Here is a 24,633-nt window from a genome sequence, read left to right as displayed (position 1 = left end):
CCGACCGATCGCTATGCCCGCCGGCGCGGTTTACCGGCCGACGCAGATCGACAGATGTCTTCATATTCGCTGCTGTGACCACGACAGGGAGGGGCGATGGGCGAGTTTGCTGACCGGCTGTCGGTGCTGTCTGTTCGCGCGGACTCACCGGACGGGCAGATCGCCGGCTCGGTTGGTAGCCCACCTCAGGCCCGCGTTCAGTTCCGCGATCGCTCCTACCGCCAGTATTCCGACAGCGAGCTCGGGCATCAGCTCGGGCAACTTGCCGCCGTGCTGTTTGCCCGATATCGGCGCGAGTACGACGAGATCCTGGCTGCGTACCGTGACCTGCCGCCTGGGGCTGGTAACACGCGGTACGAGACCGCGCAGGAGTCCGACTTTCGCGATCGACAGGCCGCACTGATGGTGCGCGGCCGATCGGCCCGGGGCCGGTTGGAGGTCAGCACCCGAGGGCTGGTGCGCTGGGACGTGACCGTCACCGACGGTACGGTGTCCACACTGTCCGAATCGGAGTTCCTGGCCGAGACGGAGAGCGTGGTCGCCGAGGTGCTGCGCGGCTGGCGAAACCAGACGGCCCTGCTGACCAGCGAGATCTACGACATCGGCGTGCCGAAGTGGCTGACCGATGCGCGGCTCGGCCGCCGATGACGACTCGCGAGTCGGATACCAGCCGGGAAGACGGAGGAGTACCTGTGACCGAACCCGAGCCGAGACGGATGAAACCAGGGCACCGGCTGCTCATCGGCGTCATCGCGCTGCTGGTCGTCGGCATCGCCACGGTCACGGTGCTGCGTCGCGGCCGGGACTCCGATGGCAAAGCCGGCGGCGCTACCACCGCTCCCACGACGAGCAATCCAGCGGGTCCGATCTGCGCACCCAAGGTGGCCGAGACCGGCCAGAGCAATCGACAGGGTCTGGTCAGCTTCGGCATCGTCGTCACCAGTGACTGCCCGCAGGCTGCGGTCGCCAGCCGGCTGGACGTCGCCGCGATCGGCGCCGACGGCACAGAGCTGAAAGGCGACCAGGCGAGGGCCGGCATCCTGCTTCCGGCGGTGCTGCCCGGTCAGCGTCTCGGGGTGGGTGGCAAGTTGCTCGTCGACGTGAACGCGTCGGTGAAGAACCTCCGGGTCAGCGTCTCGGACACCCAGAACGTGCCGGCGTCCGCGTTCTCGTCGTGGCCGGCCGTGCATGTCGTCGACATCAAGCACCAGGGCCCGGACTCGTCCGGCCACACCCAGGTCACCGGCACCCTGGTCACCGAACCAAGTACGGCCGAGCCGTGCAATCCGCAGTATTTCCTCCTGCTGCGCGACAGCGCGGGTGCCTTGATCTATGGGGTTGCGGCAACGCAGAGCGAGCCTACCTTCGACGAGCGCCTACCGTCCGGGATCGACTGGTCCAAGGCGGAAATCTCGGTGGCGATGGGGACGCAGACGCTCGGCGAGGTCAACACACAGCGGCTGACCTGCCAGTGACGATTCGAAGGGGACACCATGTCTGAGACCGGATGGCGGCTCGGCGCTGAACTGTCGGAACTGCGCATGGTCGGCCAGGTCGACCTACCCGCGATCTCCTACACCTACGCGGCCCTCAACAACATGGTCGACGACACCGCGAGCAACGACGCTGTCTTGTTCTCCTGGTCGGCCGGCGGATCGAGCCAGGCCTACGAGCCGTGGAACAAGCTCCGGAGCGCATATCAGGAGATCCTCGGCAAGATGTCCGAGAATATGGACGTGGCCGGAGGCGCCGTGCTGCGCATCGTGGACCACTACGCCGCCACCGACGACGAGGCGGCTGCCGCGCTGCGGTCGGCCTGGACGAACACCACGCCGCCGCTGCTGGACGGGGAATACCTCGTTGCCGGCCCGCACCCTGAATCCCGGTACCGGCCACTGACCTGACGGCGCGACCACGGGGAGGCGCCATGACCACGGCGGACTATCAGTACCGCAGCATGGACGACCTGCGTGTGCTCGGCGAGAAGATCCGGGACAAGGCTGTCAAGGTGACCCTCGACCAGCAGGAGTCCTACGAGCAGGCACAGCGGGAGGCCAACAACGACCAGACCCGCCACGAGACCGGGCAGCCGACCCGATCGGTGAACTACCACCCAACCGCCGACGGAGAGGCCGACGACCACGGAAACCTGAGTGCGTACGTCCATGACCTGTACGCGCAACTCCCGCAGATGTTCACGCAGTTCGCTGTGCCGGACCCCGCCACGATGCAGCCGATTATCGACACGTTCTACCAGGCCGTCGTGACCCTGCACCCGACGCTGGAAATCAAGGCCGACGGCGCAAAAATCACCACCCCGATGCTCGTCAGCGGAGCACCCGCGGTCGCGCCAGTGGAGCAGAGCATCAACATCATGCACACCCACCTGAAGAGGTGGGAGGGGCATGCGGCCAACGCGTTCGCGTTGTACATCGGCGGGTTCAAGACCGCATCCGAGCTTCAACAGCAGATCGCGGTCAATCTGGCCAACGGGCTGGAAGCCATGGCCGACATCCGCAAGGCGATGCTGACCGACGTGTGGAACGTCGGCACCGTGACCTACAAAGCCCTCGACCAGCTCGACGGCTGGTGCAGCCACTCGGCCAAAGAGGTAGCAAAGCTGACCATCGTCGGCGCACTCGCCGCCGTCGCCTACGTCGCCACTGACGGCATGGCCGCAATTGCCGTGGAATCAGTGCAGAGCGCGGCGACGATCATGAGCTCGATGGCCACCATCAACCAGCCGGCCGAACAGAACATCGAAGGCGCCACGGTACCTCCGATCCTCGACGGCATGGCCACCGCCCTGAACCGGGTCCGCGCCGCCGTTGACGAGCAGGAGCGCGTTGTAGCCCAGGCGATGACCGCGGTGACCGCAGCTCTGGAGAGGTACCGGCAGTTGGCCGTGCTTCGTGCCCCGAATGAGGTCACCACCGCGGCAAGCCTGCCGGTAGCCGCCATCCGAGACCCCGGCAGCAACTTCGGCTTCTATCCCGATTAGCGCCGTTACATCAACGTCGATAACGGCCCGGACCATGGCTGACGCGGCTGTACCGGTGATCTGCTCGGCGTAACCGGGCCGCCACCCGGGTAAAGCGGGCGGCGGCGGGTATGCGGGAGGTATGACAGTTCCGACCTGGGTGAAGACGTCGGCGGCGGTGGTTGTGGCGGCGGGGGCGGGGTCGATCGCCACCGAGCCGGGGTCGCGGTGGTACCGGGCGCTGCGCAAGCCGCCGTGGCAGCCGCCGCCGGCCGCGTTCCCGGCGGTGTGGACGCCGTTGTACGCGCTGATCGCGGTGGCGGGGACCCGGGCCCTCAATCGGGGGGACGCGGATGATCGGCGGGCGTTTGCTCGTTCGTACGCGATCAATCTCGGTCTTAATGCGGCCTGGACCGCCGTGTTCTTCCGCGCCAAGCGGCCGCGGGCCGCGCTGGCCGAGATCGCGGTGCTCAACGTCTCCAATCTGCTGCTGCTCCGGCGGGCCGCGCGGACCGATCGGCTCGCCGGGGCGGCGCTGGCGCCGTACGTCGCATGGACGATCTTCGCGACGGCATTGAACGCGGCCATCGTCCGCCGTAATTGAACGGTATGGTTAGGGCTCCTAAATGCCACGGGGGCCATCTATGTCAGCCGCTAGCCGGTTTGCCGCGATCACGACGTCCGAGCAGCCCAGCGCCGTCAGCGTCCAGTTCGGGCAGGTGATCGTGCTGGGCGGCAGCGTGGCCGGTCTGATGGCCGCCCGGGTCCTCAGCGATCACGCCGAGCGGGTGTTGATCGTGGAGCGCGACGACCTGGCGGCGATCAACGTGTCCGACGAGCAGATCGCCGCCGATCCGGTCGGTGCGGTCGGGCCGCGGCCGGGGGTTCCGCAGGGCAGTCAGGTGCACGCGCTGCTGCCGTCCGGGCAGCGGCAGCTCGAACGCTGGTTCCCCGGGTTCGGGCAGCAGGCGCTCGATGCCGGCGCGATCGACCCGCCGCTGGGCACGAACCGGTTCTACCTGGACGGTGAGCTGCGCGACGACCCGCCGACCGGCCCGGCCGCGCAGGCGCTGATCTCCAGCCGGCCGTTCCTGGAGGCGCTGATCCGCAACCGGGTGCTGGCGCTGCCGAACGTGCGGACCGTCGCCGGGCGCGCCGAGAACCTGCTGATCGAAAACGGAACCGTGACCGGGGTCGTCGTCGACGGCGTCCAGGAGTGGGCCGATTTCGTGGTCGACGCGACCGGGCGGTCCAGCCGGCTCGGCGACTGGCTGGAGGCGGCCGGTTTCCCGAAGCCGCCGATGCGGCGCATGAACATCAAGTTGAACTACGCGACCAAGCTGTTCCGGCGCCCGGCCGACGCGCCGGTGTGGACGTGCATCTCGATCGCCAACCCGGGGCCGGGCAAGGTCGCGCGGATCGGCGGGTTCACCCCGATCGAGGGCGACCGCTGGACGATGCTGGTTTCCGGGTACGCCGAGGACCGCCCCGGGCGCGACGCCGACGAGTACCGGGAGCGGTGCGTGCGCGATTTCCCGGCCGACTTCGGTGACGTCGCGACCACCGCCGAGTCGGCCGGGGACGTGGTCACCTACCACCAGGCCGACAGCCGTCGCCGCGACTACCACACGCTGCGCCGGTTCCCGGCCCGCCTGGTCGCGGCCGGTGACGCCGTGGCATCTTTCAATCCGGTGTACGGGCAGGGCATGACCTCCGCGATGCTGCACGCCTCCTGCCTGTCGGAGTACCTGCGCTCCGAGCCCGACCTGGCGAAACCGGCGCTGTCGTACTTCGCCGACGTCAAGGTCGTGGTCGACGCCGCGTGGCAGGTCTCGACCATGGCCGACCTGGCGTTGCCGCACGTGGACGGGCCGTACCCGCGCGGCTACAGGGCGATCCAGTGGGCCAGCGGCCTGATCTTCAAGGCGTCGATGCGCGACCGGAAGGTCAACAGCCGCCTCGGCGAGGTGACCACGATGCTGGCCCATCCGAGCGCCCTGACCACGCCGGGTTTCCTGCTGCGTGCGCTCGCGGTCGGCGCCCGCGCCTGAGCTAGCGGTACGGGTCGGCGCGGCGCACGGCGGCGCGCCGGAACCCGATCGCCAGCCCCAGGAACGGCACGGCCAGGATCCACGGGAACCGGATCATCCAGGGCAGCCAGCTCGGATAGTGCTCGGGGATCCGGGACAGGGCCGAGGCGTCGTCGCGGAACGCGTACGCCCAGAGCCCGAACTGGGCGTCGATGTCGAGGTCGCTGCTGAGCACGTCGAGGTGGCCGACCACCACGTGGTCGCCGGGGACCTCCCACTTGGCGGTGCAGGTGTATTTCTTGGGTTTCTCCTGCGCGGAGTGGACGACACCGGTGCAGAGGCCGACCGGGTAGGCGTCCACCTTCTCGCCTCGGACCTGGCGGTAGATGCCGGGCTGCACCAGCTGCGTGGCCGGTCCGGCCGCGACCGTGAGGACCAGGACCGCCAGCAGCCCGGCCAGTCCGTTCAGAAGGCGGCCGACGAAGTCACCGCTGTGCAGCAGGAACGCCGCTGCGCCGGCTCCGGCCGCCGCGGCGATCAGGCCGTGGATCTGCAGGTGGTCGGGCGCCCGGAACGCCGCGAACACCCCGGCCGCGGCCACCGCCAGGAAGACCCAGCCGGCCGCCCTGGACACCGTCGAATTCCCCCGCGCATCAGCCACGGATCGACGTTACTAAATCCCGTCACCCCGGCCGGCCGGGGTGGACCGTCATCGTGGGCTGCGCAGGCCGTCGAGCAGGAAGCGCAGCCGGCGCCGGTAGTCGTCGCGGGTCTGCTGCGGGCAGGCCTGCACGATCGCGCCGCGCTCCAGGATCAGGTAGTTCACGTCCTCCGGGGTCAGGTCGGCGCGGATCACGCCGGCTCGCTGGGCGTCGCCGAGCAGGCCCGACGCGAACTCCTGGGCCTTCTCGCACAGGTTCAGCAGCGGTTCGGACTCCGGCAGGGCGCGGATCAGCACGTCGTTGGCGGCCGGTTCGTCGTACTGCAGAAGCCACATGTGAAGCAGGTAGGTCTCGAACCGGGCCAGCGGGTCGCTGAACTCCCCGACGGCGGCGATGATGCCCTGGATGCGCTCGGCGACCAGCTCGTCGACGACCGCGTCGATCAGACCGCGGCGGCTGCCGAACCGGTGGTAGATCGTGCCCTTGCTGACCCCGGCCGCGCGGGCGACCTCGTCCAGCGGGGTGGTCAGGCCACCGGAACGGAACACGTCGAGGGCAGCCCGCCGGATGCCCTCGACGTTGCGCCGGGCGTCGGCCCGCCGCGGCCGATCGGGTCGGGTCATGCCGGCTGGGCGGCGCGGTCCTGCCAAGCCTTGTCGAGCGCCTGACGGAACGCCTCGACCGGCTGCGCGCCGGAGACGGCCCACTTGTTGTCGAAGACGAAGAACGGGACGCCGGAGATCCCGTACGCCCGGGCCTGGGCCAGGTCGGCCTGGATGTCCTTCTCGAACGCGCCGGTGGCCAGCGCCTTGGCCGCGGCCTCGCGGTCCAGGCCGAGCTCGGCGGCCAGGTCGGCCAGCACCTCGTGGTCGGCCAGGTTGAGCCCGTCGGTGAACTCGGCCTTGAACAGGCGCATCACCATGTCGTGCTCACGGCCGGCGGCCTTCGCGAAGTGGATGATCCGGTGCGCGTCGAGCGTGTTCACCATGAACGAGTCTTCGAACTTGTAGTCCAGGCCGGCCTCGGCACCGCGCTGGGTCAGGTGCGCGTGCGACGCCTCGACCTGGGCGACGGGCATCTTGTAGTTCTTGGCCAGATATTCGTCGGCCTTGATGGCGTCGCCGACCGGGAAGGCCGGGTTCAGCTGGAAGCTGTGGTAGCGCACCTGCACCGACGAGCCGTGCGGGAACTGCTCGATCGCCTGCTGCAGGACGCTGTCACCGAGATAGCAGAACGGGCAGACGACGTCACTCCAGACGTCGATCGTGATCGGCTCGGCACCACGCCCGAAAACACTGGTCATCAGTTGCACACCCCGTCGACGTCGCAGACTCCGGCATCCTCGGCCGATTCCAAGAAGATCAGCGATGGTACGGGCGGGGCGGGCGCCTCGGCGGGGGTGAGCTCCTGCTCCTCCGCCTTCGGCACGTAAGTTGACTCCATGGTCAAGAAGCTACCAGCAACTTGACGGCACCGACAAGATAGGTGTCGGTGCAGGTCGGCCCGCTATGAGGGGGTGCGCAGGGAGCCGTAGCGGCCGGCGGGGTTGTCGGCGCCGATCGGGTCTTGTTAGCGTGCCGATACGGGTCGAGAGGCGCTGCGACGGATGATCATCCGCCACGCTCGGCCCCTCCCTCGGTCGAAGGGCGCCTCCCACCGGGAGGTTCCGTGCACACCGCATTCATCGCCGCCCTGCCCAAGGTCGAGCTGCACGTGCACCACGTCGGGTCGGCGACCCCGCAGACCGTCGCCCGCCTGGCCGAGCGGCACGCCGCGACCACCACCGTGCCGGCCGACCCGGCGCTGCTGGCCGAGTACTTCACGTTCACCGACTTCGCGCACTTCATCGACGTGTACCTGTCGGTCGTGGACCTGATCCGCGACGCCGAGGACGTGGCCACGCTCACCTACGACATCGGCGCCGGCCTGGCCGCGCAGTCGGTGCGCTACGCCGAGCTGACGCTGACCCCGTACTCGTCGATCGTGCGGGGCATCCCGGCCGAGGCGTACTGCGAAGCGGTCGAGGACGCCCGGCGGCGGGTCGCCCGCGACCACGGCATCCAGCTGCGCTGGTGCTTCGACATCCCGGGCGAGCCCACCATGACCGGCGCCGACATCACCCTCGACGTGGCCCTCAAGCAGCGCCCGGACGGGCTGGTCAGCTTCGGCCTGGGCGGCCCGGAGGCCGGGATCTCCCGCGCCCGCTACGCCGATCACTTCGCCGCGGCCCGGGCCGCCGGGCTGCGCAGCGTCCCGCACGCCGGCGAGTCCACCGGCCCGGACACCGTCTGGGAGGCGGTCCGCCACCTCGGCGCGGAACGCATCGGCCACGGCATCGGCGCCGCCCGCGACCCCGAACTGATGCGGCACCTGCGCGAGCACGACATCGCGCTGGAGGTGTGCCCGACCTCCAACGTCTGCACCCGCTCGGTGCCGTCGCTGGCCGAGCATCCGCTGGCGCAGCTGGTGGCCGCCGGGGTGCCGGTCACCATCAACTCCGACGACCCGCCGATGTTCTCCACGACCATCAATCGGGAGTACGAGGTGGCGGCCGGCCTGCTCGGCCTGGACGAGCCCGGCGTCGCCGACCTGGCCCGCCAGGCCGTGCGGTACTCGTTCCTCGACGACCCGGGCAAGGCCGCGGTGCTGGCCGAGATCGACGCGTACGTCACCGGCCGCCCGGCCGAGGAAGATCGTCGATGAGCAGCCGCCGGGGGCCGGGGCCCTCGGCGGCCAGCATGTCGCCCGGATTGGACAGCCGGCAGCCGCGCAACGACAGACAGCCGCAGCCGATGCAGTCGGTCAGGTCGTCGCGCAGCTGCTGCAGACGTCGGATGCGTTCGTCGAGCTCGGCTCGCCAGCCGGCCGACAACCGGGCCCAGTCGTCCCGGGTCGGCGTGCGGCCCTGCGGAAGCCGGGACAGCGCCTGACCGATCATGGCCAGCGGAATGCCGACCCGCTGGGAGACCCGGATGAACGCGACCCGGCGCAGCGTGTCCCGGGCGTAGCGGCGCTGGTTCCCGCTGGTCCGGCGGCTGCTGATCAGCCCCTTGGCCTCGTAGAAGTGCAGGGCGGAGACGGCCACGCCGCTGCGCGCCGCCACCTCACCCACGGTGAGTTCCACGGCCGGACTCATCCGTCGGTGAGGTGCAGGACCTCGGGACCGCCGAAGCCGGTGAAGACGACCGCTTGCGACATGGTGCTCCCTGGTGACGTGACGGTGTGGCCGTCCCACCGTGCAACCCCAACCTGACTTGAGGTCAAGCCCCTCACGTCCGGCGTGGTGTCACCGGACACGCCGGACGGGCCGTGATCGTGGGCGGGCCCCCGGAACAGAGCATGATGGTGACCCGGGATCGGCATGGGCCTCCCCGCGAGCAGAAGAAGTGCACCACCGAACGTCAGAAGGGAGTACCGGCGAGAATGGCCGGCCACGGCTGTGTCAGACCCGCCCGTACGCTATGTGTTGATGGCTACACGAGGTGTTGAAGGCGCTTATCAAGGGGCGCTCCGGGCGTTTCAGAATCCGATGCTCGCCCTGCTTCACCAGACACACGCGCCGTTCGTGGTGACGGTGCTGGCAATGGTTTTCACCGCGGAGCGGCCGACGGTCGCGGTGGCCGACGCGCATGCGGAGATCAACGACGCGCTGGACCAGTTGCGGGCCGCGGGCTACGGCGACGAGGACAGTCAGCCGCTGCCCGCGGGCACCGCCCGTGATCTCTGCCGGCAGTGGGTGCAGGCCGGATGGCTGGTCCGGCAGGTGTCCGACGACGACGTCGAGGTGTATCGGCTCTCGGCCTACGGGGTCGGCGCGCTGGAGGTCGCCGGCCGGGTCGGCGGAGCACGCACGAGGGTGTCGGAGTCGCGGGTCAGGACGTTGCTGGAGGCGATCGAGCGCCTGGCCCAGGACGCCGATCCGGACCTGATGTCGCGGATGGTCCGCCTTCACGAGGAGATCCAGCAGCGGCAGAAGGAGCTGACCCGGCTGGAGAAGGGCGGCGCGGTCGAGACCGTCGACGACGAGCAGCTGCTCGAAGCGGCCGAGAACGTGCTGCACCTGGCCCGGGAGCTGCCCGCGGACTTCGCCCGCGTGGCCGAGTCGATCAAAGCCATTCAGCGCGACGTCGTCGCGGAACTGCGGCATGACGTACGGCCGACCGGTGAGGTGCTGCGCGAATACCTTGCGCGCGGCCAGCGCATCCTGGACGCGACACCGGAGGGACGGGCGTTCGCGGGCGCGCTGCGCCTGATCGGGGACCCGGCGCAGATCGACGGCCTGTGGGGTCAGCTGCGGACGGTGCTGCGGCACCGGTTCACCGAACTGCTGCCGGAACAGCAACGGCGGGAGCTCACCGAGATCTCGCGGCGGATCGAGCAGGGGGTCAAGGAGGTGCTGGCCGCCCAGCGGCAGGCCTCGCACGTCATCACCACCCAGGTCCGCAACCACGACCCGATGCGGGATCGCCAGGTGGACGAACTGCTCAGGGACGTGATGTCCGGCCTGCACCGGTGGGTGCCCGAATCTCGCCGCGGCGAGGCCGTCGAGCCGCTGCGCCGCCTGCCGGTGGCCGATGTCGGCCACCTGCGTCAGCGGATGAGTGACCTGCGGCTACCGCAGCCTCCGGCGCCGTTGCACGACTGGGACGAGAGCGACGACCTGGCGGCCGCGGATACGCGGGCCTGGGGTGGTCCCCGCTACGCCGAGCTGCGCACACACCTGGCCGCGTTCGCGGGCGGGGCGGCGAGCGTCGACGTCGTGGCCGCGTTCCGCGCGGCGGGCGAGGAGATCCAGCGGCCGGTCGACCTGCTCGGCCTGCTGGAGATCGCGAACGGCGCCGGGATGACCGAGACGGCCGAGGTCACCGTGGTCGACACGGTGCGACCGGACCGGACCCGGCGGCGGTTCGCTCTCGGCAGTGTGGTGGTGGTCAATCCGACGGGTGCGGAAAAGGGCGAGGCGCATGAGTGAGGTTGCCGGCACCGACGTCGGTGTGACGGCCGGGTTCATCGACCCGGTCTCGATGGAGGAGGATCCGGCCGAGCTGTTCGCCGGCGACGCCGGCACGCTCGACGCGGACGTGCGCCGCGTGCTGGTCCAGCTGCTGCGGCGCAAGTTCCTGCTGGCCGAGAAGAACCCGGCGCAGTGGCGCACGCTGCTGGAGAACCAGCAGATCATCGAGTCGCGCATGCACGACCTGTTCGTGCGCCTGGTGGTCGACCACGATCGAGGCGTCGCCTACAAGCAGCAGGTGCGCTCGGCCGAGCTGGACGTGCCGGTGCTGCTCAAGGACGACCCCTACAACCGGGCCGAAACCCTGGTCCTGGTGCATCTCCGGACCGTCTTCCAGCGCGAGCGGGGCACCGGCGAGGCCTCGGCGCGGGTGGACATCGAGGAGCTGGAACAGACCGTGCTGACCTACTTCGACCCGTACGACCTCAACCTCGCCCGCCGCCAGCAGGAGGTGCGCAACGCGGTGCAGCGGCTGGTCACCGAGGGTCTGCTCGCCGAGGAGTCGGCCGGCCGGTACCGGATCACCCCGATGGTGGAGGTCGTGCTCAGCAGCGAGAAGCTGATCGAGCTGAACCAGTGGTTGCGCGAACAGAACGAGGCTACGGCGTGAGCATGATCGACACGCTGTTCGGGTTGATCCCGGCGGCGTCACGAGGCCAGCAGTGGGTGGCGCGGGACCTGCAACTGGTCAACTGGGGCGGCTACGACGGGTATCACCACCTGCGTCTCGCACCCGGCGCGACCCTGCTCAGCGGCGGGTCCGGATCGGGCAAGTCGACGCTGATGGACTCGTACATCGCGTTGCTCATGCCGCACACGACCCCCTTCAACGGGGCGTCCAACGGCGGCGTGGTCGGCCGGCCCCGGGGCAAGGACCAGCGCAACATCCTCTCCTACGCGCGGGGCAAGCTCGACGAGTCGCGCACCGACGGCGAGACGAAGTTGCGGGTGCTGCGCGGCGACGGCCGCGACACCTGGTCGGCCATCGCGATGACGTGGGTGGACCACACCGGGGCCGAGTTCACCGCGCTGCGGGCCTGGTACGTTCCGTCGTCCGCGCGCGGCCTGGACGACGTCGTGTCGGTCCGCGCCACCTGCGACCACGGATATCAGCTGCGGGCCCTGGAGGGTCCGGCGAGCAAGAAGCTCGCCCGGGCCGACGTGGTGGCCACCGGCTTGAACTGGAGCGAGACCGACCGGGACTTCACCGCGCGTCTGCACACCACGCTCGGCATCGGGGCGGCCGGCGACGGGCACAAGGCGGTCGCGCTGCTGGGACGCATCCAGGCCGGCCAGCAGATCACCACGGTCGACGCCCTGTACAAGACGATGGTCCTGGAGGAACCGTCCACGCTGGCCACCGCGGACGCGGTGGTGCAGCAGTTCGACGAGCTGTCCGGCACCCGGACCAGGATGATCACGGCCCGCCAGCAGGTGAAGGCGCTGGCCCCGATCCGGGAGCACCGGCGGACCATCGACGAGGCGGCCGACCGGTTGCGCGCGATCGAGGAGATCGGCTCCTTCACCGACGTGGCCTCCCCGGCCGCGTTGTGGCGTCATCAACGCCGGCTCGACCTGTCGCGCTCGGCCGAGGAAGACCTGGACCAGCAGCACCGCCGGGCCCAGGCCGAGCTGGCCGAGACAGAAGCGCTGGTCGTCGCCACCGAGACGCAGCGCGACGGGGTGGCCGACGCCATCCGCGCGTCCGGTGGCGACCGGATGGACACCGCCCAACGGGAGATCCGGGTCGTGGAGTTGCGGCTGGGCGACGTCGAACGCGCCCGGGAGCGGCTGGACCGGGCGCTCGGCGCGATCGGGGCCACGGTCGCGACCGGCGCGGAGTTCACGGCACTGGTCGGGACGGCGCACCGTTCTCTGGCCGACGCCGATGCCCGCAGAACCGCTCAGACGACGTACGCCGAAGCGGTTTCGGAAAAGAACGAAGCGGAACGTGAGCTCACACGGTTGCGGACCGAGCACGACGCGGTCAAGACCCGCCGCGGCAACATCCCGACCGAACTGCACGTGGCCCGCGCGAAGCTGGCCGAGGCGGCCGGACTCACCCCGGACGACCTGCCGTTCATCGGTGAGCTGATCGAGGTACGGACCGAGTTCGAGCCGTGGCGCGAGGCGTTCAACCTGGCGCTCGGCGGATTCGCCACCCGGATGCTCATCGACATCGGACGGTTGAACGCGTTCCGCGAGGCGATCAACGCGGTGCCGACGCTGCGGCGGGTCCAGTTCGAGGGCGTGCGCACCGGGCTGCGCGACGAGGTCGGGCTCGACGGCAACACGCTGCCCGGCCGGCTCGACTACCGGCCGTCGCCGTTCACCGCCTGGCTCAAGACCGAACTCGCCCGCCGGTTCGCCTTCGTCTGCGTCGACACCCCTAGGCTGCTGCCGCAATATTCCAAGGCCCTGACCATCACCGGCCAGACGTCGGAGGGCGGCCGAGGCGCGCACGGCGGTCAGGGCCGGGCCAACGTGCTCGGCTTCACCAACAGCCGGATGCTGGCCGACATCGAGGAGCGGACCAAACTCGCGCGCAAGCGCCTCGACGATGCCGCCGAGGGGGTTTCCCGGGAGGAGGGGAACCTCAACTCGGTCGAGGCCCGGCGCGCGGCCTACCGGACGGTGACCGAGCTGTCCTGGGATCAGGTCGACGTCGACACGGTCCGGGAAGAACGAGAGCGATGGAACCGCGTCATCGCGGAGATCCGCGCCGGGAACCCGGAGATCGACAAGCTGCAGGGTCGCTGGGACGAACTCAAACAGCAGGTCCGGGACCTGACCGAACGGGTCGGCAGGCAGAAGGACCTCGTGCGGGCGGTCGGTGTGTCCTGGGCGTCGACCGTCGACGAGGTGGACGACGCCCAGCGGGCGCTCGACGCGGCGGCCGAGTCCGGCGTCGACCTCGACCCGCAACACCGGGAGTACCTGGAGACGCTCTTCGAGAGCGACCCGGACCGCAGCACGCCGGCCGAGGTGCTCGCCCAGTTCGACGCCGGAGTCAAACGCGCCACCGAGCGCCTCCGCACCGACCGGCAATCCGCGACGGACACGATCGGCCGGTCGCGGAACGCGCTGCTGGACACGTTCTCCACCTTCCTCGAACGCTGGCCGAACCCGAACCTCGGTGTCGACCCGGACGCCTCCTACCGCGACTTCGAGCGCCTGCTGACCGACCTGGAGATCAGCGGTCTGCACGAGCTGGAGACCGAGTGGCGCGACAGCCTGCTCAACCTGTCCGGCAACGACCTGACCGGCCTGGACAGCGAACTGGCGGCAGCGGTCCGCGAGATCCGCGACCGGATCGACCCGGTCAACCGCATCCTGGCCGCGCTGCCGTTCGCCGACGACGACCACCGGCTGCGCATCGACCCGCAGGAGAGCCACTCGACGGCGCGTGCGCGTTTCCGCAAAGAGCTGCGTGACGTACGGGCGTTCATCGACCAGGCCGCCACCGACGACGAGCGGGAACGCGCCTACCACCGGATGGCCAAGGTGATCGACCGCATCCGCCGCGGCGCACCCGACTTCGCCGACCTCGTGGACGTGCGCAACCACGTACGGATCAGCGCGGAGAAGATCGACCTCGACGGTCGGCACGTCGCCGTCTACGACCACATCGGCGAGAAGTCCGGCGGCGAATCGCAGGAACTGGTCGCGTTCATCGTCGGCGCCGCCCTGCGGTACCAGCTGGGCGACGCGGGCGCGACCCGGCCCCGCTACGCCCCGGTCTTCCTCGACGAGGCGCTGATCAAGGCCGACGCGCACTTCACCGGCCGGGCCATCGGCGCGTGGCGGGGACTGGGCTTCCAGCTCATCATCGGCGCCCCGAACGACAAGCACAGCGCGATCGAACCGCACGTGGACGTGGAGTACCTGATTCTCAAGAACCCGCACGGCCGATCCTGGGCGAAGCCGCTCGTGGGTGTGCCCGACGCATGAGCCCACTCGTCACCCCGCCGGAGGCCGTCGCCGCCATCCGCAGCCGACTTGAACAGAAGTGGGCGGAAGCCGTGTGCGCGGAGTTCGGCGACGGCGAACCGGTCGTATTCACCGTTCGGCTGCGTCCCGGGGTGGGGACGGGCAAGGCCGTCGAACAGCTCGGGTATGCCACCTGGCACGGGTGGCACATGCAGTGGCGCGACTTCTCCGGGCGGCTCCCCGCCGGCGTGCAGGTCATCCGCAACGCGATGACCATCCGAGGCGTTGCCGGCGAGTATCCGGCCGCGCTGCAGGCCGACCTGGACGGCGCCGTCGCGCTCGTCGCCGACACCGCGAGCGCCGTGGACGTCGGCCGGGCCCGAGCGCTGGCGTCGAGCCTGCGAGCCGCCGGCGCGGCCCTCACCCCGGCCACGCTGCGAGCCGTTGACGCACTGCGCGCCGACGACGTGGAAGTGCTGATCAACGCGGTGACCTGGCTGCGCGCCAACCCCGACGCCGGCCGGTGGACGCTGCGGCAACTTCCGGTGCCCGGCATGCACACCAAATGGCTCGACACCCACGGCGCACTGCTGCGCGACGTCGCCGGGCGCGATGTCCGCGACGAAGTCCGGCCCCGGCCGGCCGTCGTTCATCTGACCTACGTCGACCCGGGCCACGCCGCTTCGGGCCGGCGCCGGCACGACGCGTGGACCACCGGTGACGTGCACGACATCGCCTACCGGCCACGTGTCGTCCTCGTCGTGGAGAACCGCGACTCCCGGCTCTGGTTCCCGCCGGCCGGCGACACGATCGTGGTCGAAGGTGGTGGCAAGGCCGCTGCCGCCCTGCTGGCCGGCGTGCCCTGGATCCGCTCGGCCGAGCACGTCGTCTACTGGGGTGACATCGACGCGGACGGGTACGCGATCCTCGACCACTTCCGCGCCGCGCTCGCCGCGCCCGGGGCACCGGCCAGACACGTCGCCTCCATCCTGATGGATGCCGCCGACCTGCATACCTACGCCCTGCACGGCGTCAACCACGACAAGGCCGGCCGCCCGATCAAGCCGTCACCGCAGCTGCTGCCGCACCTGACCGAGGCCGAGAGCGTCGCCTACAACACGATCGCCACCGCGGGCCCGACCCCGTTTCGCCGCATCGAGCAGGAGGCCATCCCGCTCGCCCACGCCGCAACCCGGCTGCTGCGGATCGTGAACGCTCAGCCCTGACGACGGCCTGCTGGCAACAATCGCCTCGCCTCAGGGCTGATCATCGCGGTACGTCTCAATCGGCTTTTGAATCTCGATTTGCGATCCGGGATGATGACCCGGTGCAGTTGCGCCCGATGACGCCCGCGTCGTTCGCGCGCCGCCGGGCCGAGATGATCACGCAGTTCGCCCTGGCCACCGCCGAGCTGGCCGGCACGACGCGGGCCGCCGCGGAGGACGCCGCGGCCCGTGACACCGACGCCTCGCTCCCGGACGGCCCCCGCACCCCGGATGAGCTGCTGCGGACGGCCTGGTCGGGCGCGGACGAGGTCGGCTGGATCTGGGCCTCGCTGCCCGGCCGGGTCATGCCGGACCTGGCGTGGATCAACGAGGTGGTGGTCGACGCCGGCTTCCGGCGGCGCGGGTTCGGCGCGGCGATCGTGCGCGCGATGGAGGCCGAACTGGCAGCCCGCGGCGCCACCCGGGTCGGCCTGAACGTGTTCGGCGGCAACGACGTGGCCCGGCGGCTGTACGAACGGCTCGGCTACCGGGTCGTCCTGCAGCAGCTCACGGTCGTCCCGTACGTGTCGCCGCCCGGCCCGGTCGTCCTGGTTCCGCTGGCCGACCCGTCCGCCCGGATCGAGGCGTCGGTTTCCGCGGTGGCGGTGGAGCTGGGCCTCGACCCGGTGCGGGCCCGGGAACGGGTCGAAGCCCGGCAGACCCCGGAGACGGTCAACGCCGCGGTCGTGGCCGGCGGGCGTACGGTCGGCTGGGTCTCGTACAGCCGGAAGCACTTCTTCCGGCCCGATCTCGGCGGCCTCTACCGCGTCGACATCGACCCGCCGCACCGCTCATCCGGCCACGGGAGGGCCGCGGTTCGCGCGGTGCTCACCGAACTGGCCGGCCAACCGCAGGTCCTGGCCACCGTGCCGGGCCCGTTCCCCTGGCTCGAACGGCTCGGATTCCGGCCGACCGCCGAGCACATGGCCCACGACCTACCCGTCTGAGGCCGGCGGGTCGGCCGGCTTGGCCTTCTGCGGGTGGAACGCCTCGTGCCGGGCCAGCATGGCGACGATCTCGCCGATCTTCCGCTCCCGGGTCTCGGCCCGCTTGGCGCCGTTGACCCGATAGGTCAGGGCGAACTTGTTGGTCTTGGTCAGCACGTCGAACATCGCCTGAGCGGCCGGGACGACGGCGATGGCGGCCAGCAGGTCGGCCGGCACCTCGGCCTCCGACGACGGTGCATAGGCCGCCGCCCACCGCCCGTCGGCCTTGGCCGCCTCCACCGCGGCGAGCCCCGCGGGCAGCATCCGCCCGGCCGCCTCCAGCCGGGCCACGTGGGCGACGTTGCGTTGCGACCAGACGCTGCGGGGCCGGCGCGGGGTGAACCGGATCCACGAGCTCTCCTCGTCCCGTTTCCGCGCCTGCCCGTCGATCCAGCCGAAGCACAGCCCCTCGTCGACCGCCTGCTGCCAGGTCAGCGTCGTGACCGTCCCACCCTTCTTGGTCAGGGCCAGCCACACCCCGGGCGACGTGGTGTGGTTGGCGGCCAACCACACCCGCAGCGCCTCAGGATCGGCAACGATCAACTCATCCAGCTCAGCGCTCCCCATCACCGCAGGCTAACCGACGCGACGTGGCCGCAGCGTCCGCCGTCAGCCGGCGACCCGGGTCCGGTCACGGTAGGCGTCGGTCAGCGGGAGGCCGCGGAACGCCAGGTGGGCGGCGTCGTCGAGAACGTCCTGGCCGATGCCGCCCTTGGCCATCACGTCCATGCCCCGGTTGAGGGCCAGGATCATGCAGGCGATCGCGCAGCCGTCGGCGGCCGGGTCGAGATCACCGTGGCGTTGCGCCGCGGCGACGCAGTCGGCCAGCACACGCTGCTGTTCGGTGAAGACGCCGAGGATGATCTCGTGGGCCTGGGCGTCGTTGTCGCCGACCTCGAGGGCGAACTTGCCGGCCATGCAGCCGAAGTGTTCGTCGTCGCGCAGGACGAAACCGGCGCCGGCGAGGATCCACGCCCGCAGGCGGTCGACCGCGGTCTCGTCCGGGCCGTCGAGTTCGTCGTGCGTCTGGATCAGGGCCTGCCGCACGTACTCGTGCAGGGCCTTGATGAAGACCGTGTGTTTGTCGCCGAACGAGGCGTAGAGGCTGCCGCGGCCGACTCCGGTGGCCGCGGAGATGTCGTCGAGGCTGGTCCCGGCGTAGCCGCCGGTGCGGAACTGGCGGACGGCGGCGTCGAGGACGGTCTGCTCGTCGAAAGCGCGGGGGCGGGCCATGGCGTACAGCGTAGCGCGTTTTTGACGGTGTAGTACAGAACACACCCGGCGTTCTTGACGCTTCAGTACAGAACCGAGGTATGTTTTTGACGCACCAGTACAGAACACGCTTCACCTGGGAGTACGACATGAGCGGCACGCTCCACGGCAAGATCGCACTCATCACCGGCGGCAGCACCGGCATCGGCCTGGCCACCGCCAAACGGTTCGCGGGCGAGGGCGCCTTCGTCTACATCACCGGCCGCCGAGCCACCGAACTGGACAAGGCGGTCGCCGAGATCGGCGGCAACGTCCGCGCGATCACCGGCGACATCGCGAACCTCGACGACCTCGACCGGCTCTACGCCACCATCGGCGAGGAGAAGGGCCGGCTCGACATCCTGGTCGCCAACGCCGGCACCGTCGAGCTGCGCCCGACCGCGCTGGCCGACGCCGAGCACTTCGACAAGACCTTCAACACCAACGCCCGCGGTACGTACTTCACCGTGCAGAAAGCCCTGCCGCTGTTCATCGAGGGCGGCGCGATCGTGCTGGTCTCCTCCGGCATGAACGTCAAGGGCTTCCCCGCGTACGGGGCCTATGCGGGAACCAAGGCGGCGATCCGCTCGTTCGCCCGCACCTGGGCGGCCGAGCTCAAGGACCAGGGCATTCGCGTCAACGTGCTCAGCCCCGGCGTCATCGAGACCCCGATCATCGACGTCCAGTTCACCACGCCCGAAGCGGTCGAGACCGCCCTGGCGGCGTTCAAGTCGATCATCCCGATGGGCCGGCTGGGCCGCCCTGAGGAGATGGCCGACGCCGTCTACTACCTGGCCTCCGACCAGAGCAGCTACACCACCGGCTTCGAACTCGTCGCCGACGGCGGCGTCACCGAGATCTGATCCCGACCACCAGAGAGAAGTGAAGACATGGCATCCGTACTCATCACCGGCGCGTCCAGCGGCATCGGCCGGGCCACCGCGATCGAACTGGGCCGGCGCGGCCACCGGGTCATCGCCACCGCCCGCAACCCGAAAACCCTCGACGACCTCGACGTCGCCGCCCGGCTGGCCCTCGACGTGAGCGACCAGGCCTCGGTGGACGCCGCCGTCGCCGCGGCCGGCGACATCGACGTGCTGATCTCCAACTCGGCGCAGTACTTCCGGTCCGCGATCGAGGAGACGCCCGCGGACGAACTGCTGCACCTGCTCGACGTCAACACCGTCGGCGCGATCCGGGCGACCCGGGCCGTGCTGCCCCAGATGCGTCGCCGGGGCAGCGGCCGCATCCTCTACGTCTCCAGCATCAACGGCCGCATCGCGTTCCCGCTCGACGGCGCGTACTCGGCCTCGAAGTTCGCCCTCGAAGCACTCGCCGAGTCACTGGCCCAGGAGACCGCCGCGCACGGCATCTCGGTCGGTCTGCTGCAGCCCGGCCCGGTCGCCAGCGGCGCCCTCGACTCACCCCGTGAGCTGCGCGGCGGCGACGACGCGTACGCCGCCCTGCACGCACAGACCAGCTTCCCCGGCATGATCCCCACCGCCGAGGCGGCGTCGGTCATCGCGGACGCGGTCGACCGGGCCGACCTGCCGCTGCGCATTCCGGTCGGCGAATTCGCCCGGCAGATCCTCGCCCTGCGCAAGGCCGCGCCGGACGAGCGCACCTTCGCCCTCGGATGAAACCCCGGAAAGGACAGCGGTCATGGCTGACATGAACGGACCCACCTATTTCATCGTGACCCAGCGCCCCGGCCCGACATGGGTGCCGGGAGTCGTCTACAACGAACAGCCCGAATTCGGAATCCACGTCGACTACATGGAGCAGGTCTTCGCCACCGGTCACATGGTGCTGAGCGGCCCGTTCATGGAAACGGCCGGCGGCGCCATGGATTCCGGCGGCATGACGATCCTCAAGAACGTCACCTTCGACCAGGCCACCACCATCGCCACCGACGACCCGACAGTCAGGTCAGGAATGCTGACCGTCGACGTCAAACCCTGGTGGATCCCGTTCCACAACTGATCCCCGCCGGGAGCTGAGCGCCGTCCGGCTCCCAGCTCCCGGCGCATTTTTCGTATCAACCGCCGGCGCCGACGACGATCAGGAGCGCGACGATGCCGGCGACGGTCAGCGTGACCGCGGAGATCAGTAACCATCGGGCAAGAACCGGATACGGCCGGCCGGCGTGGACCCCGAGCCCGCAGGCGCCCGCGATCGCGCAGGCCAAAGTGGGGATCAGGCGCGATCTTTCGGCGCCGCCCGTTGCGACGACCAGAAGCGCGAGCGCGCCGATCACGATGGTGACGTTCGCGATCCGGGTGCGCAGATTCCAGAAGGCGGAACGCTGGAATTGCTCGATCCTGCCGTCGGTCTCCGTCGATACAGGTTCCGATTGTGCGGTCCGGCTTCTGCGCTTCTTCCTGGCCACGGCGAAACGCTACCAATCGATAGGGATTTCCGTGTTTCGCCGCGGCCGGACCAAGAGGCAGGGCCACGATCAAATCAAGATCAGGAGATTTGCGTACGTCGTGAGCACCGCTGCCGCCACGGGGGTGGGGAGTGGGGGAGGATGCCGTACGGGAAGGGCTGGATCTTGACCTGGAAGTTGGGGGTCGTGAGACTGGGCGGACTCTCGTGGAAGGACGCCCATGGGTTCGTTGCGGCAACGGTTCTCGCGGTGGGTGCAGTCGCGGACACTTCGCGGGCTTGAGCCCGGGCCCTATGACATCGAGATCCGCAAGGATCTTCGGGTGCCGATGGATGACGGTGTGGAACTGCTGGCCGACCTGATCGTGCCGGTGGGGGAGACGGATCCGCGGCTGCCGACGGTGGTGATGCGGGGGCCGTACGGGCGTCGCGGGCCGGTGGCCGGCGAGGCTCGCGCCCTGGCCCGGGCCGGGTTTCCGGTGCTGTATCAGAGTTGCCGGGGGACCTGGGGTTCGGGCGGCGTCTTCACCCCGCAGGTGGATGAGCAGCGCGACGGGATCGCCACCCATCGGTGGGTGCGGCAGCAGCCGTGGTTCACCGGGGCGGTGGCCACGTTCGGGCCGAGCTATCTGGGGTTCACGCAGTGGGCGGTGGCCGGGCGGCTGGCCCGGGAGGAGCCCGAGCTCGCGCCGGACGCGCTCTGCCTGCTCGTGACCATGCCCGACTTCGGGGAGATCACCTGGGACAACGGGGTGTTCTCGCTGCGCAACGCGCTCGGCTGGACGCAGATGATGGATCGGATGATCCGGCGCAGGATGGTGGCGCTCGGGCTGGCCATGGTGCGGCCCGATCCGAAGCTGGGGCGGGCGTTCGGGGTAATGCCGCTCAGTGCCGGGGACAGCGCGGCGACCGGGCGGGCCGTGCACTGGTATCAGGACTGGGTCGCTCATGAGCGGCTGACCGACGAGTACTGGACCGAGCAATCCCACACGGCTTCGGTCACCGACGTCACCGCGCCGGTCTACATGATCACCGGCTGGTACGACATCTTCCTGCCCTGGCAGTTGCGCAACCATGCCCAGCTCGCGGCGGTGGGGCGGGCGCCGCGGCTGACCATCGGGGCGTGGGGGCACACGTCGCGGGGCATGGGCGGGCCGGCGGTGGGGGAGGCGGTCGCGTTCCTCAAGGAGCACTTCGCCGGTGAGCCCAGTGGGCGGGCCGCGCTGGTCCGGGCCTATCTGACCGGTTCTGAGCAGTGGCACGACCTGCCGTCGTGGCCGCCGGCCGATGCCGCCGTCGAGTCGTGGAATCTGCACGGGTCGGGGCGCCTGTCGACGCAGCCGTCGGAGGCGGGAGTGACCACCTACGTCTACGACCCGGCCGATCCGACGCCGGCCGTCGGCGGCCCCAGTCTGCTGCCGGACTCCGGGCCGGTGGACAACGCGGCCCACGAGGGCCGGGCCGACGTGGTGGTCTTCCGCAGTGAGGTGCTGGGTGAGCCGGTGACGATCGCCGGTGAGCCGGTGGCCCGGATCCTGTTCCGGTCGTCGCGGCCGAGCGCCGATGTCTTCGTCCGGATCTGCGATGTGCACCCGGACGGGCGGTCGATGACGGTCTGCGACGGCATCCGCCGGGTCAGCGGCGCCGACGCGGACGGTTTTCAGGAGGTGGCGGTCACGCTCTGGCCGGCCTTCCACCGGTTCGCCGCCGGACATCGGATCAGCGTGCAGGTCAGTTCCGGGGCGCACCCGCGATACGCGCGTAACCCGGGCTCGGGGGAGCCGGCGGCCGAGGCGGCGACGCTGCACCGGGCCGAGCAGGAGATCTCGCACGCCTCCCGCGTCGACCTGCCGGTGTGGTCGGCGTGAACGAGCCGGTGGTGCCCGGGCTGGAGGCCGCCTTCGAGGTGGACGCCCGGCTCGGTGAGCTGCAGGATCACGGCGTGACCAGGGCCGGCCATCGCCGCGTGGTGCCGATCGTCGGGGGCCGGATCACCGGGCTGGTGGAGGCCGAGATCCTGCCCGGTGGGGCCGACTGGCAACTGGTGCGCCCGGACGGGGCGGTCGAGGTCGACACCCGGTACACGGCGCGCACCGCTGAGGGAGGCCACGTTTATCTGAGTACGTCCGGTGTCCGCAGCGGGCGTCCGGAGGTGCTCGAAGCGTTGCTGCGCGGGGACCTGGTCGATCCGTCCGAGTACTACTTCCGGCTCGCGGTGCGGCTGGAGACCTCGGTGCCCGGACTGGCCGTACTGGAGCAGTCGATTTTTGTGGCCTCGGCGGTTCGCGGGGCCGACTGGGTGCGCTACACCGCGTTCCGGGTCACCTGACTCCGCGCGGCGGTCTGGTTGATCAGCGGATTGTCCAGCTGCCGGGCCACGGTTGCGGGCGCGTGCAGCACTTCGAGCATCGCCCGGGCGATCGCGTCGGTGGTGGTGACCTGGGCCGGGAACAGCCGGTTGATGAGCGGGAAGAACGGGGTGAGGATCGCGTACGTGATCCGTTGAAGCCGGGTGGCCGGGCGCGCGCCCCGGCGGGGCTGGATGAAGCCCGGACGGAACAGGAAGACCCGGGGGTGAACGGCCTGCAGTGCGGCCTCGGCCTGGCCTTTCACCCGGATCCACATGGTGCGGCTCGTGCTGTCGGCGCGGTTGGCCGAGATGTAGGCGAACAGCCCGCCGGGATTGGTGCGCCGGGCCGCTTCGGCCGCGGCGACGGCGTAGCCCTGAGTGATGCGGACGTAGTCCGGCTCGCTCACCCCGACCGACGAGGTGCCGAGGCAGAAGAGGGTGGCGTCGGCGGTCGCGAAGACGTCGTCGAGGTCGCGGTAGTCGGTGAAGTCCTGCCGCAGGACCTCGCGCAACTTGGGGTGGCGCCGCCCGGACGGCCGGCGGGAGATCGCCGTGACGCCTTCGACGGTGGCGTCTTCGAGCAGGGCGGTGAGAACCCCGTGTCCGACCATTCCCGTTGCCCCGAACAGTACGACGCGCATGGATTTTCCTTTCGGTGTCCTGGCAACGACGGTAATGGAGAGGTCTCCACTTGGTCAAGTGGAGACCTCTCCGTCAGGGAGGTCTCGGGGATACAGCTTTCGCTGAATACATGATTCGCTGTACTGTCGGGGCATGGAGACCATGACCCATGGCCAGGTCCTCGCGCGCTTCGGTCACGCCCTGTCGGACGCGACCCGGGCCCGGCTGCTGCTCGCCCTGCGCGACGCGCCCGGCTACCCGGCCGAGCTGGCCGACCTGCTCGGCGTCACCCGGCAGAACCTGTCCAACCACCTGGCCTGCCTGCGCGGCTGCGGCCTGGTCGTCGCGGTCCCGCAAGGGCGGCGCACCCGCTACGAGCTGGCCGACACCCGCATCCGGAACGCCCTCGACAACCTGCTCGGTCTCGTCCTGGCCGTGGACCCGGCCGCCTGCCCCGACGCCGCCGACAAGGACTGCTGCTGATGGACCTGACCTTGGCCCCACAACGCCGGCGCCGGCTCGGCCGGCGGATCCGGCTGCTGGTCGCCGCCACCATCACCTACAACGTGGTCGAGGCCGTCATCGCGATCAGCGCCGGGACCGTCGCGGGGTCGACGGCGCTGATCGGGTTCGGGCTCGACTCCGTCATCGAGGTGTCCTCGGCCGCCGCGGTGGCCTGGCAGTTCGCCGGCTCCGACCCCGAGAAGCGGGAGAAGACCGCGCTGCGGATCATCGCGATCTCGTTCTTCGCGCTGGCCGCCTACGTCAGCGTCGAATCCGTACGGGCCCTGGCCGGCGGCGCCGAGGCGGCCCACTCCGCGGTCGGCATCGTGCTGGCCGCGGTGTCCCTGGCGGTCATGCCCGGGCTGTCCTGGGCCCAGCGCCGGGCCGGCCGCGAACTCGGCTCGCGCACGGCGGTGGCCGACTCGAAACAGACGCTGCTGTGCACGTACCTGTCGGCCGTCCTGCTCGTCGGGCTCCTGCTCAACAGCCTGCTCGGCTGGGGCTGGGCCGACCCGATCGCCGCGCTGGTCATCGCCGCCGTCGCGATCAAGGAGGGCCGTGAGGCCTGGCGCGGTGACGCCTGCTGCGCACCCGGCCCGGGCGCCGCCGACGCCTGTGCCGACCGATGCTGTGCTGAGCCGGATTGACTCGA

General features: G+C 70.3%; 28 protein-coding genes. 19 read left to right on the top strand and 9 right to left on the bottom strand.

Annotated elements, in window-relative coordinates:
• The first annotated feature begins 96 nt into the window (after positions 1–96).
• The 6 genes from ACSHV8_RS25385 (at position 97) to ACSHV8_RS25360 (ending at position 5,031) form a co-directional block, all read left to right on the top strand.
• Positions 97–648, top strand: coding sequence for a hypothetical protein (locus ACSHV8_RS25385; protein ID WP_436536413.1), 552 nt, complete (start codon positions 97–99; stop codon positions 646–648).
• 44 nt (positions 649–692) lie between these two features.
• On the top strand, positions 693–1,475 hold the full coding sequence (locus tag ACSHV8_RS25380; RefSeq protein WP_436536411.1) for a hypothetical protein: 783 nt from the start codon (positions 693–695) through the stop codon (positions 1,473–1,475).
• Between the two features lie 18 nt (positions 1,476–1,493).
• Complete coding sequence (locus tag ACSHV8_RS25375) at positions 1,494–1,904, top strand: hypothetical protein (protein WP_436536409.1); 411 nt, start codon at positions 1,494–1,496, stop codon at positions 1,902–1,904.
• 23 nt (positions 1,905–1,927) lie between these two features.
• A complete protein-coding gene (locus ACSHV8_RS25370) occupies positions 1,928–3,001 on the top strand; it encodes a hypothetical protein (protein WP_436536407.1) in 1,074 nt (357 codons plus the stop codon).
• 121 nt (positions 3,002–3,122) lie between these two features.
• Positions 3,123–3,584, top strand: coding sequence for a TspO/MBR family protein (locus ACSHV8_RS25365; protein WP_436536405.1), 462 nt, complete (start codon positions 3,123–3,125; stop codon positions 3,582–3,584).
• A 40-nt stretch (positions 3,585–3,624) separates the two neighbouring features.
• Complete coding sequence (locus ACSHV8_RS25360; RefSeq protein ID WP_436536403.1) at positions 3,625–5,031, top strand: FAD-dependent oxidoreductase; 1,407 nt, start codon at positions 3,625–3,627, stop codon at positions 5,029–5,031.
• Position 5,032: 1 nt separating this feature from the next.
• Here ACSHV8_RS25360 and ACSHV8_RS25355 read toward each other — a convergent pair whose 3' ends face one another.
• Genes ACSHV8_RS25355 through ACSHV8_RS25340 form a run of 4 tightly spaced genes read right to left on the bottom strand, consistent with a single transcriptional unit; the run spans position 5,033 to position 7,115 of the window.
• Positions 5,033–5,671 carry a hypothetical protein gene (locus ACSHV8_RS25355; protein ID WP_436536401.1) on the bottom strand — a complete coding sequence of 213 codons (639 nt, stop codon included), beginning with the start codon at positions 5,669–5,671 and terminating at the stop codon, positions 5,033–5,035.
• 48 nt (positions 5,672–5,719) lie between these two features.
• Complete coding sequence (locus tag ACSHV8_RS25350; protein ID WP_436536399.1) at positions 5,720–6,295, bottom strand: TetR/AcrR family transcriptional regulator; 576 nt, start codon at positions 6,293–6,295, stop codon at positions 5,720–5,722.
• Positions 6,292–6,975, bottom strand: a complete 684-nt coding sequence (locus ACSHV8_RS25345; RefSeq protein ID WP_436536397.1) for a DsbA family oxidoreductase — start codon at positions 6,973–6,975, stop codon at positions 6,292–6,294. Before ACSHV8_RS25345 ends, ACSHV8_RS25350 begins: the two co-directional genes overlap by 4 nt.
• A complete protein-coding gene (locus tag ACSHV8_RS25340) occupies positions 6,975–7,115 on the bottom strand; it encodes a hypothetical protein (RefSeq protein ID WP_436536395.1) in 141 nt (46 codons plus the stop codon). Before ACSHV8_RS25340 ends, ACSHV8_RS25345 begins: the two co-directional genes overlap by 1 nt.
• A gap of 225 nt (positions 7,116–7,340) precedes the next feature.
• Here ACSHV8_RS25340 and ACSHV8_RS25335 point away from each other — a divergent pair, with 225 nt between their 5' ends.
• Positions 7,341–8,375: an adenosine deaminase gene (locus tag ACSHV8_RS25335; RefSeq protein WP_436536393.1), complete on the top strand. Its 1,035-nt coding sequence runs from the start codon at positions 7,341–7,343 to the stop codon at positions 8,373–8,375.
• Here the strand turns inward: ACSHV8_RS25335 and soxR are convergent.
• On the bottom strand, positions 8,341–8,796 hold the full coding sequence (soxR, locus tag ACSHV8_RS25330) for a redox-sensitive transcriptional activator SoxR (RefSeq protein WP_436536391.1): 456 nt from the start codon (positions 8,794–8,796) through the stop codon (positions 8,341–8,343). The two genes, ACSHV8_RS25335 and soxR, sit on opposite strands and share 35 nt — an antisense overlap.
• Before the next feature lie 345 nt (positions 8,797–9,141).
• Between soxR and ACSHV8_RS25325 the strand changes: the two genes are divergently transcribed.
• From ACSHV8_RS25325 to ACSHV8_RS25305, 5 genes are all read left to right on the top strand, one after another.
• Complete coding sequence (locus ACSHV8_RS25325; RefSeq protein WP_436536389.1) at positions 9,142–10,644, top strand: DUF3375 domain-containing protein; 1,503 nt, start codon at positions 9,142–9,144, stop codon at positions 10,642–10,644.
• Positions 10,637–11,296 carry a DUF4194 domain-containing protein gene (locus tag ACSHV8_RS25320; protein WP_436536387.1) on the top strand — a complete coding sequence of 220 codons (660 nt, stop codon included), beginning with the start codon at positions 10,637–10,639 and terminating at the stop codon, positions 11,294–11,296. Before ACSHV8_RS25325 ends, ACSHV8_RS25320 begins: the two co-directional genes overlap by 8 nt.
• Positions 11,297–11,298: 2 nt before the next feature.
• Positions 11,299–14,637, top strand: a complete 3,339-nt coding sequence (locus tag ACSHV8_RS25315; protein WP_436536897.1) for an ATP-binding protein — start codon at positions 11,299–11,301, stop codon at positions 14,635–14,637.
• Entirely contained in the window at positions 14,634–15,842 is a 1,209-nt protein-coding gene (locus ACSHV8_RS25310) for a Wadjet anti-phage system protein JetD domain-containing protein (protein ID WP_436536385.1), read from the top strand. Before ACSHV8_RS25315 ends, ACSHV8_RS25310 begins: the two co-directional genes overlap by 4 nt.
• A gap of 101 nt (positions 15,843–15,943) precedes the next feature.
• Positions 15,944–16,828 carry a GNAT family N-acetyltransferase gene (locus ACSHV8_RS25305; protein WP_436536383.1) on the top strand — a complete coding sequence of 295 codons (885 nt, stop codon included), beginning with the start codon at positions 15,944–15,946 and terminating at the stop codon, positions 16,826–16,828.
• Here the strand turns inward: ACSHV8_RS25305 and ACSHV8_RS25300 are convergent.
• Both ACSHV8_RS25300 and ACSHV8_RS25295 read right to left on the bottom strand, forming a co-directional pair.
• Positions 16,817–17,434, bottom strand: a complete 618-nt coding sequence (locus tag ACSHV8_RS25300; protein WP_436536381.1) for a YdeI/OmpD-associated family protein — start codon at positions 17,432–17,434, stop codon at positions 16,817–16,819. The genes ACSHV8_RS25305 and ACSHV8_RS25300 overlap by 12 nt on opposite strands.
• Positions 17,435–17,476: 42 nt before the next feature.
• On the bottom strand, positions 17,477–18,100 hold the full coding sequence (locus ACSHV8_RS25295; protein ID WP_436536379.1) for a TetR/AcrR family transcriptional regulator: 624 nt from the start codon (positions 18,098–18,100) through the stop codon (positions 17,477–17,479).
• Between the two features lie 128 nt (positions 18,101–18,228).
• Between ACSHV8_RS25295 and ACSHV8_RS25290 the strand changes: the two genes are divergently transcribed.
• Genes ACSHV8_RS25290 through ACSHV8_RS25280 form a run of 3 tightly spaced genes read left to right on the top strand, consistent with a single transcriptional unit; the run spans position 18,229 to position 20,101 of the window.
• Positions 18,229–18,981, top strand: a complete 753-nt coding sequence (locus ACSHV8_RS25290; protein ID WP_436536377.1) for an SDR family NAD(P)-dependent oxidoreductase — start codon at positions 18,229–18,231, stop codon at positions 18,979–18,981.
• A gap of 27 nt (positions 18,982–19,008) precedes the next feature.
• Positions 19,009–19,758 carry an SDR family NAD(P)-dependent oxidoreductase gene (locus ACSHV8_RS25285; RefSeq protein WP_436536375.1) on the top strand — a complete coding sequence of 250 codons (750 nt, stop codon included), beginning with the start codon at positions 19,009–19,011 and terminating at the stop codon, positions 19,756–19,758.
• 22 nt (positions 19,759–19,780) lie between these two features.
• Complete coding sequence (locus ACSHV8_RS25280; RefSeq protein WP_436536373.1) at positions 19,781–20,101, top strand: YciI family protein; 321 nt, start codon at positions 19,781–19,783, stop codon at positions 20,099–20,101.
• A gap of 55 nt (positions 20,102–20,156) precedes the next feature.
• Here ACSHV8_RS25280 and ACSHV8_RS25275 read toward each other — a convergent pair whose 3' ends face one another.
• Complete coding sequence (locus ACSHV8_RS25275) at positions 20,157–20,507, bottom strand: hypothetical protein (RefSeq protein ID WP_436536371.1); 351 nt, start codon at positions 20,505–20,507, stop codon at positions 20,157–20,159.
• A gap of 328 nt (positions 20,508–20,835) precedes the next feature.
• Here ACSHV8_RS25275 and ACSHV8_RS25270 point away from each other — a divergent pair, with 328 nt between their 5' ends.
• Both ACSHV8_RS25270 and ACSHV8_RS25265 read left to right on the top strand, forming a co-directional pair.
• Positions 20,836–22,374, top strand: coding sequence for a CocE/NonD family hydrolase (locus ACSHV8_RS25270; RefSeq protein WP_436536895.1), 1,539 nt, complete (start codon positions 20,836–20,838; stop codon positions 22,372–22,374).
• Positions 22,371–22,835, top strand: a complete 465-nt coding sequence (locus ACSHV8_RS25265) for a DUF3237 domain-containing protein (RefSeq protein ID WP_436536369.1) — start codon at positions 22,371–22,373, stop codon at positions 22,833–22,835. The genes ACSHV8_RS25270 and ACSHV8_RS25265 overlap by 4 nt, the downstream gene beginning before the upstream one ends.
• On the opposite strand, the gene ACSHV8_RS25260 is transcribed toward ACSHV8_RS25265, so the two are convergent.
• Positions 22,811–23,497, bottom strand: coding sequence for an NAD-dependent epimerase/dehydratase family protein (locus ACSHV8_RS25260; RefSeq protein ID WP_436536367.1), 687 nt, complete (start codon positions 23,495–23,497; stop codon positions 22,811–22,813). The two genes, ACSHV8_RS25265 and ACSHV8_RS25260, sit on opposite strands and share 25 nt — an antisense overlap.
• A gap of 133 nt (positions 23,498–23,630) precedes the next feature.
• Between ACSHV8_RS25260 and ACSHV8_RS25255 the strand changes: the two genes are divergently transcribed.
• Entirely contained in the window at positions 23,631–23,960 is a 330-nt protein-coding gene (locus ACSHV8_RS25255) for an ArsR/SmtB family transcription factor (RefSeq protein WP_436536365.1), read from the top strand.
• Positions 23,960–24,628, top strand: a complete 669-nt coding sequence (locus ACSHV8_RS25250; RefSeq protein ID WP_436536363.1) for a cation transporter — start codon at positions 23,960–23,962, stop codon at positions 24,626–24,628. The genes ACSHV8_RS25255 and ACSHV8_RS25250 overlap by 1 nt, the downstream gene beginning before the upstream one ends.
• The last annotated feature ends 5 nt before the right edge of the window (positions 24,629–24,633 follow it).

Source organism: Actinoplanes sp. HUAS TT8 (genome assembly GCF_051380535.1).
GTDB lineage: Bacteria > Actinomycetota > Actinomycetes > Mycobacteriales > Micromonosporaceae > Actinoplanes.
This window is presented reverse-complemented; position numbering and strand designations above follow the sequence as displayed.